This window comes from Pseudomonas baltica, assembly GCF_014235765.1.
Classification (GTDB): domain Bacteria; phylum Pseudomonadota; class Gammaproteobacteria; order Pseudomonadales; family Pseudomonadaceae; genus Aquipseudomonas; species Aquipseudomonas baltica.
Window position 1 is genome coordinate 50,621 of sequence record NZ_JACMYH010000006.1, and the last position, 15,434, is coordinate 66,054.

A 15,434-nucleotide genomic window follows, 5' to 3' on the forward strand; every position below is an offset into this window, starting at 1 on the left:
CTGCGTTTTGGCTGACATACCGCATTGGCCGCCGACGCGGCTTGCGCCGCTGCTACAGGTATCGCGTTCTGTCGGCACGCGCATGCGTTTACGTGGTGCCGAGATCCCCTGTAGCAGCGGCGCGAGCCGCGTCCGGGGACACTGCGGTTTTGCAGGCTGACCGCGCTTCTCTCAAATGGGGTCTGCGTGAACCAGCACTTCGGCACGTGGATACCGGCTTTCAATGGCAACTTCCACGCTCTCGCAGATGCCATGGGCCTCGGCCAGCGACAGCTGCCCCGGCAACTCGAGATGCAACTGCACGAACCAATGATTGCCCGACATGCGCGTGCGCAGGTCATGGGCGCCAAGCACGCCCGGCACATCGCACGCCAGCGCCAGCATCTGTTCACTGACATCCACTGGCAACTCCTTGTCCATCAGAATCGCCGTGCTTTCGCGAGCGATCTGCACCGCGCTCCACAAGATGTACAGCGCAATGCCCAAACCAAAGAAAGCATCCAGCTGCGGCCAACCGTAGCTGGCCAGGACCAGCGCTACCAAAATGCTGCCATTGAGCAGCAGGTCGGAACGGTAGTGCAGCGAGTCCGCCCGCACGGCGGTCGAACCGGTTTCGCGAACGACCTTGTATTGCAGGGCCAGCAGCGCCACGGTCAGCGCCAGCGAAAGAATCATCACCGCGATGCCGACCCCGGCCGCGCCCAGCGGCTGCGGGTCCTGCAGCTGTTTCCATGCCTGGTACCCGATCAGCACCGCGCTCGAACCGATGAACAACGCCTGGGCCATCCCCGCCAGAGCCTCGGCCTTGCCGTGTCCATACCGATGATCGTCATCGGCCGGACGCAGCGCATAGTGCACCGCCAGCAGGTTGAGAAACGACGCCGCGCCATCCAGCACCGAATCGGTGAGCCCCGCCAGCAGACTCACCGAACCACTGAGCCACCAGGCAACGGCCTTGGCCACGATGAGAATGCTGGCGACCGCCAGTGACGCCCTTGTCGCCAGTCGCAGCAGGCGTGCGTGTTCCTTGCTGGTTGCCATTACAAATCCCTAGATGACCGGCTTCAAGCCATACATGGCCAGCTGTTCGACGCTGCCGGTGTGCTGGATCAGGCGCGGATCGTCGAGCGGCAGACTGCGGCCCAGCTCGGTTTCCAGGATGGCCTGCAGCTTCAGGTTGTCGACCTTGCCGTCGCGACCAATCGCATGTTGCAGCTTTTCCGGCGCTACCTGCGCGGTCTTGCCGTCGTTGAGGTAGATCGCGCCGGTGGCGAAGTCCACACCGAAGGCAATCAGCCCCGGCAGCACATAGAAGAGGATGCCGATGGCGTCCAGCGCGGCCACCACAGGGTCGATACGCCCTTCGATCTGCCCGCGCCGATCCGGCCAGAACAGGGTGCCGCAGGCGGTCAGTTGGGTCACCAGGGCAGCGACAACGGCGCCGCCGATCAAACGTGAAGGAATACGCATGGCAATCTCCGCAGAATAGGCCGCAACGATACAAGCAAATGGTCAAGCCGAGTAGATGGACCTTGTCACCTGAGGGTCGGTTCGCTGACCTTGGCGTGCTATCCATACGTGCTCGGCGCCTGCACCTCGGAGCGGCGTTATACTTCGCGCCCGACCTGGAGCCTTCATGATCTCGCTACCCATCGACGCCGTCCTGCCTGCCCTGCGCCAAGCCCTGGCCGAGCGCCATGAAGCGGTGCTCGAAGCCCCGCCCGGCGCGGGCAAGACCACTCGCGTGCCTTTGGCGCTGCTGCACGAGCCTTGGCTGGCCGGGCAGACCATTCTCATGCTCGAACCGCGGCGCCTGGCCGCGCGGGCGGCGGCGGAGCGGCTGGCCAGTGAGTTGGGCGAACAGGTCGGCGAGACGGTCGGCTACCGCATTCGGCTGGACAGCAAGGTAGGTCCGAACACCCGTATCGAGGTCGTGACCGAGGGTATTCTTACCCGGCGCTTGCAGGATGATCCGGCGCTCGAAGGGGTGGGGCTGGTGATCTTCGACGAGTACCACGAACGCAGTCTGGATGCCGACCTCGCGCTGGCCTTGAGCCTCAATGGCCGGGAGCTACTACGCGACGAGCCGCCGCTGAAGATCCTGCTGATGTCCGCCACCCTGGAAGGCGAGCGCCTGTCGGCATTGCTCGACGATGCCCCGGTATTGCGCAGCGAGGGCCGCATGTACCCGGTGGATGTGCGCTGGGGGCGGCCTTGGCAGCCGGGTGAGTTCATCGAGCCACGAGTGGTGCAGACCTGCCTCGATGCCCTCGATGAACAGACTGGCAGCCTGCTGGTGTTCCTGCCGGGCCAGGCCGAGATCCGCCGCGTGCATCAGCAGTTGGCCGAAGCTCTGGCTGGCAATGTGAATGTGCTGCTGTGCCCGCTGCATGGCGAGCTGGATCTCAATGCCCAGCGCGCCGCCATCGAGCCTGCGCCCGCCGGCAAGCGCAAGGTCGTGCTGGCGACCAACATTGCCGAAACCAGCCTGACCATCGACGGTGTGCGCGTAGTCATCGACGCCGGCCTGGCGAGGGTGCCGCGTTTCGACCCCGGCAGCGGCATGACCCGCCTGGACACCCAGCGCATCTCCCGCGCCAGCGCCACCCAGCGGGCCGGACGGGCAGGGCGTCTGGAGCCGGGCGTGTGTTATCGGTTGTGGTCCGAAGACCAGCACGCCCAGTTGGCGGCCTACGGCAGCCCGGAAATCCTCCAGGCCGACCTTGCCGGCCTGGCCCTGCAACTGTCACGCTGGGGTGTCGAGCCGGCTCAATTGACCTGGCTGGACCAGCCGCCCAGCGCGGCGTATGCGCAGGCGCAGGACCTGTTGCTGCGCCTCGGCGCGCGCCTGCCCGACGGCCGTCTCAGCCCCCATGGCCAAGCCATGGCGCAACTGCCGGCGCACCCGCGCATCGCGCATCTGCTGTTGCGCGGCCACGCTTTGGGCCTCGGCGACATGGCCTGCGATGTCGCAGCATTGTTAGGTGAACGCGACATTTTGCGCGGTGCCGGTGCCGACCTGCACAGCCGCATTGTGTTGCTGTCCGGCGAGCAGAAGGCCCAGCGCCAGAGCCACGGCGCCGTGCAACGCATACGGCAGTTGTCCCGGCAGTACCGGGGCTACTTGCGTGGCAGGCCGGCGACGCCGGTCGAGAACCCTGCGCACCCGCGCTGGCTGGGCTGCCTGCTGGCCCTGGCCTACCCGGATCGCGTGGCGCAGCAGCGTCGCGAAGGCGGCGCCGAGTATCGCCTCGCCAACGGCCGCGCTGCCTTGTTCGGCGAGGTGGACGGCTTGATGAAACAAGCCTGGATCGTCATCGCCGACCTGGGCAGCCGCCAGGGACAGCGCGAAGAACGTATCTACCTGGCTGCCGAGTTCGATCCCGCGTTGTTCGATACGGTGCTGGCCGAACAGGTCAGCCGCGTCGATCACCTGGAATGGGACGAACGTGAAGGTGTGTTGCGCGCCGAACGCCAGCGCAAGGTCGGTGAACTGATCCTCAGCCGCGAACCCCTGCCTGGGCTGGACGCCGACGCGCGCGCCACCGCGCTGCTTGGGCTGGTGCGGCGCAAGGGCTTGGAGCTGCTGCCCTGGACCCCGGAACTGCGCCAGTGGCAGGCGCGGGTCGCGCTGCTGCGCGCGCTGGACACCCAGAACCCTTGGCCGGACGTCAGCGACGCGGCGTTGTTGCAGCAGCTGGAACACTGGCTGCAGCCCTACCTGGGCAAGGTCACACGCCTCAGCCATTTCGGCCAGCTCGACCTGTCTTCCATCCTGCGCAACAGCTTGCCCTGGCCGCTGCCACAGAAACTCGACGAGCTGGCGCCAACCCACATCGCCGTGCCATCGGGGTCGTCGGTGCGCCTGGACTACAGCGAGCAACCGCCAATTCTGGCGGTGCGTTTGCAGGAGCTGTTCGGCCTGGCTGAAACCCCGCGCATCGCCGGTGGGCGGCAGGTGGTGAAACTGCACCTGCTGTCTCCGGCGCGGCGGCCGGTGCAGGTGACCCAGGACCTGGCGAGTTTCTGGGCCAACACCTACGAGGAAGTGAAAAAGGATTTGAAGGGGCGGTATCCAAAGCATTATTGGCCGGATAACCCCCTGGTGGCCGAACCGACCGCCCGCATCAAACCCCGCAAGTAAATCCCACCTACCACAGCGCAATGTCATACGTCAGGTACAGCCGATTGCTGTCGCGCCCGCGCGCGGTGTCGGAGCGATAGACATAGTTGCGCAGCTTCACCCCCAGGCCCTTCAAGGTGCCGGCCGGTACCACGTAGGCCAGTTCGATGTCGCGCTCCCACTCGTTCACGCCGGCAGGGCCCGACTTGCCGTCCGAGCCGCTGATGTAGCGGGTCATGAAGCTCAGGCCGGGCATCCCAAGCTGCTTGAAGTCGTACCCGTAACTGGCGAGCCAGGTCTTTTCATCTTCTTCGATGAATTTGCCGATGCCGACGTTGCTGAACGAGTACACGGTAGCACCGTTGATGTAGGGCAAGCCGCCGTCGCCGTGCAGCTGCTGGTAGCCGGCGGCAACGGTGTGGCCCGCAATCGCGAAGCTCAGCTGACCGGTGAGCATGCCGTTGTCGATCTGTCCGGAATAGTGGTTGCCTTCGTCCCGGCTGAGGAAATACCGCAGGTCGCTGGTCAATGTGCCGGTGCCCAGCGGCAGGGTGTGCAGCAGGCCGAAGAAGTCCTGGCTGTAGAAGTCATCGAGCTGGCCGCGAAAGTAGCTGAGTCGCAGCTGCTTGTTCACCGTGTAGTCGGCGCCGGCATAGGTGAAGTCGCCACCTTCTCTGCCGGAATAGCCGTCGGGGATGATCGAACGGCTGTCGGTGGAGTCACGCAGCTTGAACTGATCGAGTTGGCCGGCGGTGAGCAGCCAGCCCTCGAAGTCCTTGCTGACGAGTTGAGTGCCTTGATAGGTCTGCGGCACCAGGCGTGCATCGTTGTAGACCAGTACCGGGGTCTTGGGCAGCAGGGTGCCATGCTTGACCACGGTTTGCGCGACGCGGGCCTTGGCGGTGAGGCCAAGGCTGGTCGACTCGTCGGCGGCGCGGCCATCGCTGTGCACGGGCAGCAGCCCTGTACCGCTGCGGCCGCGACCGGAGTCGAGCTTGACGCCCAGCAGGCCCAGGGCATCGAAGCCCACGCCGACGGTGCCTGGGGTATAGCCGGATTGGAAGTCCAGCAGCACGCCCTGCGCCCATTCGGTTCGCTCGCTTTTGGCAGTGGCGGCGGCGCGTGCGCTCAGGCCGTTTTCATCGCGAAAGTTTTCGTTGAAGTACACGTTGCGAAGTTGCAGTTTCAAGGTGCTGTCTTCGATAAAACCTTGGGCCAGGGCCGAGCCTTGGAGCAATACGCTCAGGCACGGCAAGGCGAACCCGCCGATCAGGGTTGTACGCATCAGATGGACTCTCTTCTTGTTATGAATAGCGGGGGATCAGGTTCACGCGAACAAGGTGATTGCACCTGTCAGCAGTGCCAGGGCGGTCACTACCAGGGAGGTCAGCACCGCCCATTTGACGGTTGCCTTCTGAAAGTCGCCGATGTCGCGGTCGACCATGCCGACCAGCAATAACGTCGACGCCACCAGCGGGCTCATCAGGTGCACCGGTTGGCCAAGGATGGAAGCTCGGGCGATTTCCACGGGGGAGATGCCATAGGCTGCCGCCGCATTGGCCAAAATCGGCACCACACCGAAGTAATAGGCGTCGTTGGACAGCACGAAGGTCAACGGCATGCTGGTGACCGCAACCACCAGCGGAAACAGGTGACCCCAGGACGGCGGAATCATGTCGACCAGCGACTGTGCCAGGGCGTCGACCATCTTGGTGCCGCTGAAGATGCCCGCGAATACGCCCGCCGCGAAGACCAGCAGCACCACCGTCATGGCGTTGCCGGAATGGGCGAGGATGCGTTCTTTCTGGATGTCGAGTTGCGGGTAGTTGATCATCAGTGCCAGCACGAAGCCGATCAGAAACAGTACCGCCGAGTGAGCCAGGCCCATGACCAGCGCCACCATGACGCCGATCACCAGCAACAGGTTGATCCAGACCAGCTTGGGCCGCTTGTACGGTTGATCGCCAAGGATCGCCTCGATATAGCACTCGCCGCCGCCGCTTCGCAGCTGCACGCTGCCGATGCGCTTGCGCTCGGCCCTGCCCAGCAGGTACGCCGTGAACACCACCCAGGCGGCGCCCCCGGCCATGGTCGGCAGCAACGGAATGAAATACTCGCTCGCGTCGATGCCCAGCACGGCGATGGCTCGGGTGGCAGGGCCACCCCAGGGCGACATGCCGCTCATGATGCCCAGCGCCAGCATCGCCACGGTGGCCAGGACCATCGGGTTCATGCCGATGCGCTTGTACAGGGGCAACATGGCCGCGCAGGTGATCATGTAGGTGGTGGTGCCATCGCCATCCAGTGCAACGGTCAGCGACAACAGCGCGGTACCGATGGCGATCTTCACCGGGTCGCCATTGACCTTCTTGAGGATCTTGCGAATCAGCGGGTCGAACAGGCCGGAGTCGATCATCAGGCCGAAGAACAGGATGGCGAACAGCAGCAGCGCGGCAGACGGCGCGACCACTTTCAGGCCATCGAGGATCATCTTGCCGGTGGATCCGCCGAACCCGCCAATGACGGCGAACACGATCGGCACCACGGTCAGTGCAACGATGGGCGACAAGCGTTTGGACATGATCAGGTAGGTGAACACGATCACCATGGCTAAGCCTAACAGCGCCAGCATATGAGTTATCTCTTGTAGTTATTTGAGGAGTTGCGCTGATGCAGAAGCAGGTCGATCAGGGTGAAGCGGGTATTGCCTCAACCGGCCAGCCGGTGAGCATTGGGAACATGGACACTGCCTGAGAACAGCCTGCGCGCGGTTCTGACCACCGACGCCCGGACGATGCTGGCATTGTGCCCGACGTAGGACAGGCCGACTTCGATGGCGCCACTGGGGTGTTCGAGCTTCACGGTGGTCAAACGCTTCTCATGGCGCTGGCCGAGCATGCGTTCCAGCACCGTGCCGTCGGTGACACAGGCGGTCGCCAAGCCGATCGAACCGGTAATGGCCAGTGCCGTGTGGCAATTGTGCGGCATGAAGTAGCGCACCTGCAGCGTACCGCCGGCCTGGGCCGGGGCAACCAGAACAGGCTTGGGAATGACTTTGTCGGTGACGTCACCCAGCCCCATCAGTTGCCCGGCGCGCAGGCGAAGGGTTTCCAGTTTGTGCAGGAAGTCCTTGTCGGCGTCGAGTTCAGCCGGGCTTTCGCTGCCGGTCTTGCCCAACTGAGCCGCTTCGACCAGCATCATCGGCATGGCCATGTCGATACAGGTGACGGGCACGTCGCCCAGCCAGTCCACCGTGGCACCGGTGGGAAACAGCTTGCCGGTCTTGCTGCCGGCGGCATCGAGAAAGGTCAGCCCCACCGGGGCGGCCGTACCGGGTACACCGTCGATCGCGGTATCGCCTTCGTAGGTGACCTTGCCGTCGGGCGTGCACACATCGGCGCAGACGAACGTACCGGTATTGAGGTTGCGAATGCGTACCTGGGTCACGCCCGACTGCGCCTGGACCAGGCCTTGGTCGATAGCGAACGGGCCGACTGCGCAGAGCATGTTGCCGCAGTTGGGCGCGGTGTCCACGCGTCGTTGCGAAACCATCACCTGGACGAACAGGTAGTCCACGTCTGCGTCCGGGTGATCGGAGCGCGACACGATGGCCACCTTGCTGGTCTGCGGGCTGCCGCCACCAATGCCATCGATCTCGAGCTCATGCCCCGAGCCCATCGCGTCCAGCAGCATCTCGTCGCGCTCGTCGGATCTGACCGGTAAATCGGACGCCAGAAACACTGGCCCTTTGGAGGTCCCGCCACGCATCAGTACGCAAGGAATCAGTTGCATAAGTCACGACTCTGGTAATCAATGGACGTCATTGATGTATTGGAGTGAAGATTTACACAGCTTGTTTTGGTAGATCCAATGCAAAGATCGTAGCGATTATTCCATCAAACGAAATAAACAAGCGGCTGGAGCGTTCCGGCAGGGGAGAGCGAAATTCATGCAATATGAGCTGGTCGACATACGATCATTCGTGAAAATCGCCGAAGTGGGCAGCTTTCACGAGGCGGCGGATCAGCTGCACATTTCTCAGCCGGCACTGACCCGGCGTATCAAGAAGCTTGAAGAAGGTCTGGGCACATCACTGCTCGACCGGACCACTCGCCGAGTCAGCCTGACCAGCGTCGGTCGCGATTTCCTGCCCAAGGCGAGACGCCTGCTCGACGACTTCGAAGACTCCATTCTCAATATCAAGGAGCTGGCGGAACGGCAGGTGGGTCAGGTGACCCTGGCGTGCATTCCTACCGCGGCGTTCTATTTCCTGCCTTCGGTCATCCGTATCTACAATCAGCAATACCCGCAGATTCGCATCAGGCTTCTCGACCTGAGTGCCAACGAGGGTCTGGAAGCGGTGTTGCGCGGTGAAGCGGATTTCGGTATCAACATGATGAGCGGCCAGCATCCGGACATCGAGTTCCATGCCCTGGTCAAGGAGCCGTTCGTGCTGGCTTGCCGGCGCGACCATGAACTTGCGAGCCGCAAGTCGGTGAAGTGGACCGAGCTGGCCGGCCATCAACTGATCGGGGTGGGAAGGCTGAGCGGCAATCGCATGCTGCTCGACAACGCCCTGGCAGGCTTGCCCTGGCGCTTGAAGTGGTTCTACGAGGTGCAGCACCTGTCCACGTCACTGGGGCTGGTCGAGGCCGGGCTGGGTATTTCGGTGATGCCCAGCCTGGCCATGCCGGTTGGGGAGCATCCCACCCTGGTGAGCGTACCGCTGATCGAGCCGGTCGTGGACCGAACCCTGGGCCTGGTCACGCGACGGGGCAGCTCGCTGTCGCCCGCCGCCGAGAAGTTCGTCGCGATCTTGCTGGAGCAGTGGCCGCAATAAACACCTCGGCATGGGCAGCCCCGACAGAGCTAGAACTGGTACTTCACCAACAAACTCGCGGTGTCTTGGTCGGTAGTGAAAGAGCCGTCATCCTTGATGCCGTACTTGTCGGACCAATAGTCATATTCGACGCCGACGTACAAGTGCTTAGCTTCATAGCCCAGGCTTTTACCCAAGTCATACTTGATCTGCGGGTTGAAATGCAGGTTGGCGTGGTAGTCGGACTGGTTGTTGCCATGGCCGCTCTTGTTGTTCACCACCCAGTCGATGAAGCCATCGATCAACAGGTTCGAGTTGCCCAGCGGCAGGGTGTAGGACCAGGCCGGAGTGATCTGCCAGGCGCCTGAAGGGACGCGGTTGCCATCGGGTTTGCGGTAGTAGAAGTTCAACTGGAAATAGTCGAAGCCGGGAATGGCCAGATCGAAGCCCGGACCTATCAGGTAAGCGTCTACGTCGTCATCGCCGAACTCGTAGGTGGTGGCCAGCAGTATGTCTTTCACCGGCCCGAACGACAGGTCCTGCCCCAGCAGCTTGCCGGCGCTGAAGCGCGGGCTGAACTCGCCATACAAACTGTAATTGCCGTTGCCGGACCGGGCGCCGTTGTACCAACTGTTGTCGACGAAGGCGAACAGATCGCCCCACGTCCATGCGCTGGCATGTTCCAGTGTAATGGTTTGCTGGATGGCCGGATCGACGTTGTAATTCTTGCCATACAAATACGACACACTTTCGCCATGCCACAACAGTGGTCCTTGCGCATGAACGCTGCCTGCTCCCAGCAGACCCAACATGCACAGTGATGCTCCCCAAGCGTTTTTCATGTTTTACCCATCAATCAATGTTTTATTCAGAGCGCACCGGTATTGGTTGGACACATGTCCAGGACCGGGCGCCGTATTGGTGGGCAGACCACGCAGTTCGATAGCTGAACCTGCACAACGCGCAGGGGTGTAGCGCAATGGCGTCTTGAAAACCGAAACCGGTTGTACGACGCTTCTTGTTCAATCGCGGTCAATCGCGAAGGGTCCCCAGGCCTGGCGCACGGGGACCATTTCCAGGCGGTTGATATTGATGTGGGCGGGCAGTGTGGCGACGTGGAAAATCTGCTCGGCGATATCGTCCGCCGTCAGTGGGGTCGTGCCTTGATACACCTGGCCTGCAGCCTTCTCGTCGCCCTGGGTGCGCACCAGGGTGAATTCGGTTTCGGCGATGCCGGGGGCCACGTCGGTGACGCGTACGCCCGTGCTGAGCAAATCGCAGCGCAGGTTATAGGAAAACTGTTTGACGAAGGCCTTGCTCGCGCCATACACGTGACTGCCGGGATAGGGGCATGCACCGGCGATCGAGCCAATGTTGATGATGCTGGCGCCGGCGCCGGTTTCCAACAGCGCCGGCAGGACCGCATGGGTGACATTGACCAGGCCGGTGACGTTGGTGTCGATCATGGTGTGCCAGTCGTCGAGGCTGGCCTGCTGCGCCGGCACGGGCGCCAGGGCCAGGCCGGCGTTGTTGATCAGCGCCGTCACGCGCTGGAAAGCCTCGGGCAAGCCGGTGACCACTGCGGCGACGGCCGCGGCATCGCGCACATCCATGGCGGCGACATGCACCGGCACGCGCGCACCCAGTTCGTCCTGCAGGGCATGCAGGCGCTCCAGGCGCCGCCCGGTGAGAATCAGCGACCAACCCGCCCGGGCAAAACGACGGGCCGTTGCCCGGCCGAAACCGGACGTCGCGCCGGTGATGAAAACAGTACCGCTCATGTTGAAACCTCGACAGGTGAAAATCGGTCAACGTCGCTCTTCGCGAACATAGGGCTCACCCAGCGCGCCGGGCTGGCCGGCGCCCGCACGCTTGCTGGCGGCAACCCAGACCATGACCGCCAGGGTCACGGCATAGGGCGTCATCAGCATGAAATATTGCGGCAGTTGCACCCCGGCGGCGGCCAGTTGCGGAATCAATGCCTCGATGCTGCCGAACAGCAGAGCACCGGCGAAGGCGCGCCAGGGCGACCAGCGGGCGAAGATCACCAGCGCAATGGCGATCCAGCCACGACCGCCGGTCATGTCGGCGATCCACATCTTGGTACTGAGCACGGCGATGAACCCACCGGCCAACCCCATCAGCGCACTGCCGGCCAGAATCGCGGCCAGTCGATAGCGCAGCACTGGCAGGCCCGCGGCATCGGCAGCCTGGGGGTTTTCGCCAACGGCCCGCAGCTTCAGCCCTGTGCGCGTTCGATTCAGAAACCAGACCACCGCGACAAAGATCAGCACGGTGAGGAACACCATCGGGTTCTGCCTGAACAGGCCGCCGACCACCGGTAGCTCGCTCAATGGCCAGAGCTCCACGGCCTGCAAACCGCTGACCGGGCGATTAGTCCAGCCCAGCAGGGTGCCGAGCAGCCCGGTCAAGCCCTGGCAGAAAAACACCAGGGCCAGGCCGGCGATCACCTGGTTGATGCGCAGCACCAGCACCATCAGCGCGAACAGCAGCGAGACCGCACTGGCGGCAAGCATGGCGGCGAGCATCGACAGCCCCGGCAGGCCGAGCGTCAACTGCATGCCGATGCCTGCCAGGGCGCCGACCAGCATCATGCCTTCGGCACCCAGGGCCAGCACGCCTGCGCGCTCGATGATGATCAAGCCCAGCGCCGCGAGGGCGAAGGGCACGGCAAATTCCGGAACGCTGCCCAGCCAGTAAGTCACCAGATCCATCACTGTTCTCCTGCCTGGATGCGCCGCAAACGGTGGCGTATGAAGAAGTCCGACGAGGCCACGCAGATCACCAGGATGGCCTGAATCAGCTGCACCATCGAAAAGGGCACCTGGTAGAACACCTGCAGGTTGCGCCCGGCGACGAACAGCATCGCCACCAGAAGCGCGACCACGGCGGCCGCGAACGGGTTGTTGCGGGCCAGGAACGCAATGAGGATTCCGGAGAAGCCGTAGCCCTGGTAGAACGACTGGGTCAGCCGACCTTCCTGGCCCGCGCTGACGATGAAGCCTGCCACCCCGGCCAGAGCGCCGGAGAGCAACACGGTGCCGAGGATCATCCGCCGTACGGGGACGCCGACCGCACTGGCGACCTTGGGGTTGGCATCGACGAAGCGCAGGTACAGTCCGGCGCGCGATACGCTGATGAACCACACGGCCAGGGCCATGATGACCAGGGCGATGACGATCGCCACGTTGTAGCCGGCGAACAGGTCCGGCAGGCGTTCGAACGGCTGGAAGGCCGGTGAGTAGGGGAAGTTGTCCCGCGGGTCTTTCCAACTGCCGTAGAGCAGGTGCAGCAGAAAGTTGGCGGCGATGTAGTTGAGCATCAGGGTCGAAATCACTTCGTTGACTTTCAGGCGCAACTTCAGCAGAACCGGAGCCAGGGTCCAGAGCATCGCGCAGGCGATGGCAGAAGCCATCATCAACGGCAGGCGCAATGCTTCGGGGCCGATCTGGAAGATCGAGACGGCCGCCGCGCCGATGCCACCCCAGATCATCTGGCCTTCCAGGCCCAGGTTCCAGAACCTGGCGCGGAACGCCAGGCAGCCAGCCATGCCGACCAGGATCATCGGCGCCGCCTGGAACAGCACGGCCTTGAAGTTGCCGGCATCGAGCAGCGTCTGCCCGACGAACTCTTCCAGCAGTTGATCGGCCGGCACGCCCGCTGCCACCAGAATGGCTGTGCTCAAAGCCAGGCCGACGATCACCGCGAGGCCGATCACCAGGGCTTGGCCGCTCCAGCCCATCTGCTGGCGCAGCTCCAGAGTGTAGCGTCTGCCGAGCAAGGGTTGGCGTGGCACCTTGGCCAGCGGTTGGGAGAGTTCAGTCATGGCTTACCATCGCTTTGCCAATGGCCTGGCGGTCTGCCGGGCAGTCGAATTCGGCGACGATGCGGCCGCCATTCATCACACCGATGCGATCGGCCAAGGCCATGACCTCGTCAAGGTCTTCGCTGATCACCAGCACGGCGGCCCCGGCGTCACGCGCGGCGCGCAGGCGTGCGTGCACCGCCTGGCTCGCGCGCACGTCCAGGCCACGGCTGGGGCTATGCACCAGGATCAGCCGCGGATCACGGCTGAACTCGCGTGCGATCACCAGCTTCTGGGCGTTGCCGCCCGACAGCAGCGCCGCTTTCTGCTGCAGCGAGCGCACACCCTGCACATCGAAATCGGCCACGGCCTGGGCGGCATCTTCCAGCAGGCGTTGGCCGCGCAAGCGCAGGAAGGAGCCGTAGCGCCCATCGTGCAATTGGCCGATGGCGAAGTTTTCCGCTACCGAGAGCGAGCCGGCCAGCGCGGCGCCGTATCGATCGGCAGGGATGGCGGCGATGCGCAGGGCCCGGCGCTGTGCCGCGCTGGCGTTGCGCAGGTCGCCGAAGGGCTGCAGATGGATATCCCCTTCGGTGGGCTGTTCAAGGCCCATCAGGGCATTGGCCAATTCGCCCTGGCCGTTGCCACCGACGCCGGCAATGCCGTAGATCTGCCCGGCGCAGAGCGTCATGTCGACACCCCGCAGCGCGCCGGTGCCGGCCACGCTGGTGAGGTTCCTGACCCGCAGCAACGGCTCGCCAGGCGTTGCCGGCAACACCGCGCCGCGGGGCGCCGACTCGCCCACCGTCAGGCGCACCAGTTCTTCGATGCTGACGCCCTGCGGGTCCAGGGTCTTTATCGTGCGGCCGCCACGCATGACCGTGACCCGGTCGGCATAGCGTTTGACATCGGCCATTTTGTGAGTGACCAGCACTACGGCGGCGCCCTGGCGGGCAAAGGACTGCACGGTGCTCAACAAACGCTCGGCTTCCTGGTCGGTAAGCACGGCGGTCGGCTCATCGAGAATCAGGATCCGCGCGCCCGCCAGCAGCACCTTGAGAATTTCCACGCGCTGCTGCTCGGCCACCGACAGGGTTTCCACCACCTGGCGCGGATCGAGGACGAAGCCCAGTTCCTCGGCCTTGCTGGCGATGGTCTGTTCCAGCGCTGCAAGCCGCTTGCGATAGCTGCCTTCACCCGGTTGCTCGGGCAGGGCCAGCAGGATGTTCTGCGCCACGGTGAAGGGGCGCACCAGTTTGAAGTGCTGGTGAACCATGCCGATGCGGTGCCGGCTGGCATCCTTCGGGCTGTTGAGCCGCACGCTGTTATCGTCGATCAGCACGCTGCCGGTTTCCGGTGCGTACAGGCCTGCGGCAATGTTCATCAGGGACGACTTGCCGGCGCCGTTCTCGCCGAGCAGGGCATGCACCTCGCCCCAGCGTGCGCTGAAGTCGGCTTCGCTCAGCGCCTTGAAACCGTCGAACGACTTGCTGATACCGGTGAGTTGAAGCGCGTTGGCCTGGCTCATTTCTGCGTCTTCACGCCTTCGACGAACCAGTCCATTTTCCACAGGTCCGGATCGCTCATGACCTGGTCGGGAGCAAGCCGCTGTTGGCCATCGCGGTCGGCCATGGGGCCTTTGTAGAGGGTTTTTGTGCCTGCCAGCAGTTCTGCCCGGGCCGCTTCGATCTTCGCCCGATTCTCGGGGCTGATCGCGGCGTCCTTGGTCAGGCTGATATCGGTGCCGCCCTGCTGCATCGACAGCAACGCGCCGTTGGCCTCGGGTACCCAGTTGCCCGCCATGATTTTCTTGATTTCAGGCGTAAGGAAGCGATCCCACACCCACATCGACGAGCACACCGTGGCTTTGGGCGCGAACTCGCTCAGATCCCGATGATGACCGGTGCCATGAATACCGCGCTCTTGTGCCACGATCTGCGGAGTAGGGCTGTCGACATGCTGGCCGATCACGTCGATGCCGTTGTCGATCAGCGCCATGGTCGCGGCGCGCTCCTTCACCGGGTCGTTCCACGCACCGGTGTAGATGACGGTGACCGTGGCGGCGGGATTGATTTGCTGAGCGCCCAGTTCGTACGCGTTGATGGTCCAGTTGACCTGGCCGAAGGGGTTGGCAGCAACGAAGCCCAGCTTGCCTGACTTCGACGCCGCCCCAGCCGCCATGCCGCACAGGTACTGGCTTTCGTAGGTGCGGCCGTAGAAGGATTCGAGATTGGCGGCGTTGGTGGTACCCGAACCGTTGAGGAAGGCTACCTCGGGGTATTTCTTCGCCAGCGCCAGGAAGGTGTCGGAGTAGCCGAATGCGGTGCCGATGATGATGTTGGCGCCGCGCGCGATCAGCCGGTCGACCACCGGGGTGACGGCCGCAGCGTTTTCAGGGACGCTTTCGACGTACTGGATTTTCTGATCCAGGCTTTTTTCCAGCTTGAGGCGAGCTTCGTCGAAAGCCTGGGTCCAGCCACCGTCGTTGCGTGGGCTGATGTAGACCATGGCGATCTTGGCCGGGCCCTTGAGGGTAAGGCCCTCGGCGTATGCCGCACTCCCTGTCCCGTAGGCCGAAGCGGCGAGCAGCATTCCTGGCAGCAGTGTCTTGAGCATGAGGCGCCTTCCTGAAATATGAGCGTGGGGCAGCAGGGCGCTGCCAGGGC

The 15,434-nt window shown here is 63.7% G+C and carries 13 protein-coding genes; 2 read left to right on the plus strand and 11 right to left on the minus strand.

The window, feature by feature from the left end:
- Positions 1-171 precede the first annotated feature (171 nt).
- Positions 172-1,041 (minus strand): cation diffusion facilitator family transporter, encoded by an 870-nt coding sequence (locus tag H7993_RS17545; RefSeq protein WP_122475480.1) that lies wholly within the window; start codon positions 1,039-1,041, stop codon positions 172-174.
- A gap of 9 nt (positions 1,042-1,050) precedes the next feature.
- Positions 1,051-1,470, minus strand: a complete 420-nt coding sequence (locus H7993_RS17550; protein WP_185795154.1) for a polyribonucleotide nucleotidyltransferase — start codon at positions 1,468-1,470, stop codon at positions 1,051-1,053.
- Between the two features lie 166 nt (positions 1,471-1,636).
- Here H7993_RS17550 and hrpB point away from each other — a divergent pair, with 166 nt between their 5' ends.
- Entirely contained in the window at positions 1,637-4,144 is a 2,508-nt protein-coding gene (hrpB, locus tag H7993_RS17555; RefSeq protein ID WP_185795155.1) for an ATP-dependent helicase HrpB, read from the plus strand.
- A 7-nt stretch (positions 4,145-4,151) separates the two neighbouring features.
- Here hrpB and H7993_RS17560 read toward each other — a convergent pair whose 3' ends face one another.
- The 3 genes from H7993_RS17560 to H7993_RS17570 all read right to left on the minus strand — a co-directional run bounded on the left by H7993_RS17560 (position 4,152) and on the right by H7993_RS17570 (position 7,915).
- Positions 4,152-5,408, minus strand: coding sequence for an OprD family porin (locus tag H7993_RS17560; RefSeq protein ID WP_185795156.1), 1,257 nt, complete (start codon positions 5,406-5,408; stop codon positions 4,152-4,154).
- Between the two features lie 42 nt (positions 5,409-5,450).
- Complete coding sequence (locus tag H7993_RS17565) at positions 5,451-6,755, minus strand: CitMHS family transporter (RefSeq protein WP_185795157.1); 1,305 nt, start codon at positions 6,753-6,755, stop codon at positions 5,451-5,453.
- 77 nt (positions 6,756-6,832) lie between these two features.
- Positions 6,833-7,915, minus strand: a complete 1,083-nt coding sequence (locus H7993_RS17570) for a 4-oxalomesaconate tautomerase (protein ID WP_185795158.1) — start codon at positions 7,913-7,915, stop codon at positions 6,833-6,835.
- 157 nt (positions 7,916-8,072) lie between these two features.
- On the opposite strand from H7993_RS17570, the gene H7993_RS17575 reads away from it, so the two are divergent.
- Positions 8,073-8,963 carry a LysR family transcriptional regulator gene (locus H7993_RS17575; protein ID WP_185795159.1) on the plus strand — a complete coding sequence of 297 codons (891 nt, stop codon included), beginning with the start codon at positions 8,073-8,075 and terminating at the stop codon, positions 8,961-8,963.
- A 29-nt stretch (positions 8,964-8,992) separates the two neighbouring features.
- On the opposite strand, the gene H7993_RS17580 is transcribed toward H7993_RS17575, so the two are convergent.
- From H7993_RS17580 to H7993_RS17605, 6 genes are all read right to left on the minus strand, one after another.
- Entirely contained in the window at positions 8,993-9,784 is a 792-nt protein-coding gene (locus H7993_RS17580; RefSeq protein ID WP_185795160.1) for an outer membrane protein OmpK, read from the minus strand.
- A gap of 180 nt (positions 9,785-9,964) precedes the next feature.
- Complete coding sequence (locus H7993_RS17585) at positions 9,965-10,723, minus strand: SDR family NAD(P)-dependent oxidoreductase (protein WP_122475465.1); 759 nt, start codon at positions 10,721-10,723, stop codon at positions 9,965-9,967.
- 27 nt (positions 10,724-10,750) lie between these two features.
- Positions 10,751-11,677: an ABC transporter permease gene (locus H7993_RS17590; RefSeq protein ID WP_185795161.1), complete on the minus strand. Its 927-nt coding sequence runs from the start codon at positions 11,675-11,677 to the stop codon at positions 10,751-10,753.
- Positions 11,677-12,789 carry an ABC transporter permease gene (locus H7993_RS17595; RefSeq protein ID WP_185795162.1) on the minus strand — a complete coding sequence of 371 codons (1,113 nt, stop codon included), beginning with the start codon at positions 12,787-12,789 and terminating at the stop codon, positions 11,677-11,679. Before H7993_RS17595 ends, H7993_RS17590 begins: the two co-directional genes overlap by 1 nt.
- Positions 12,782-14,296: an ABC transporter ATP-binding protein gene (locus H7993_RS17600; protein WP_185795163.1), complete on the minus strand. Its 1,515-nt coding sequence runs from the start codon at positions 14,294-14,296 to the stop codon at positions 12,782-12,784. The genes H7993_RS17595 and H7993_RS17600 overlap by 8 nt, the downstream gene beginning before the upstream one ends.
- Positions 14,293-15,384, minus strand: a complete 1,092-nt coding sequence (locus tag H7993_RS17605) for a BMP family ABC transporter substrate-binding protein (RefSeq protein ID WP_185795164.1) — start codon at positions 15,382-15,384, stop codon at positions 14,293-14,295. The genes H7993_RS17600 and H7993_RS17605 overlap by 4 nt, the downstream gene beginning before the upstream one ends.
- Positions 15,385-15,434: the final 50 nt, after the last annotated feature.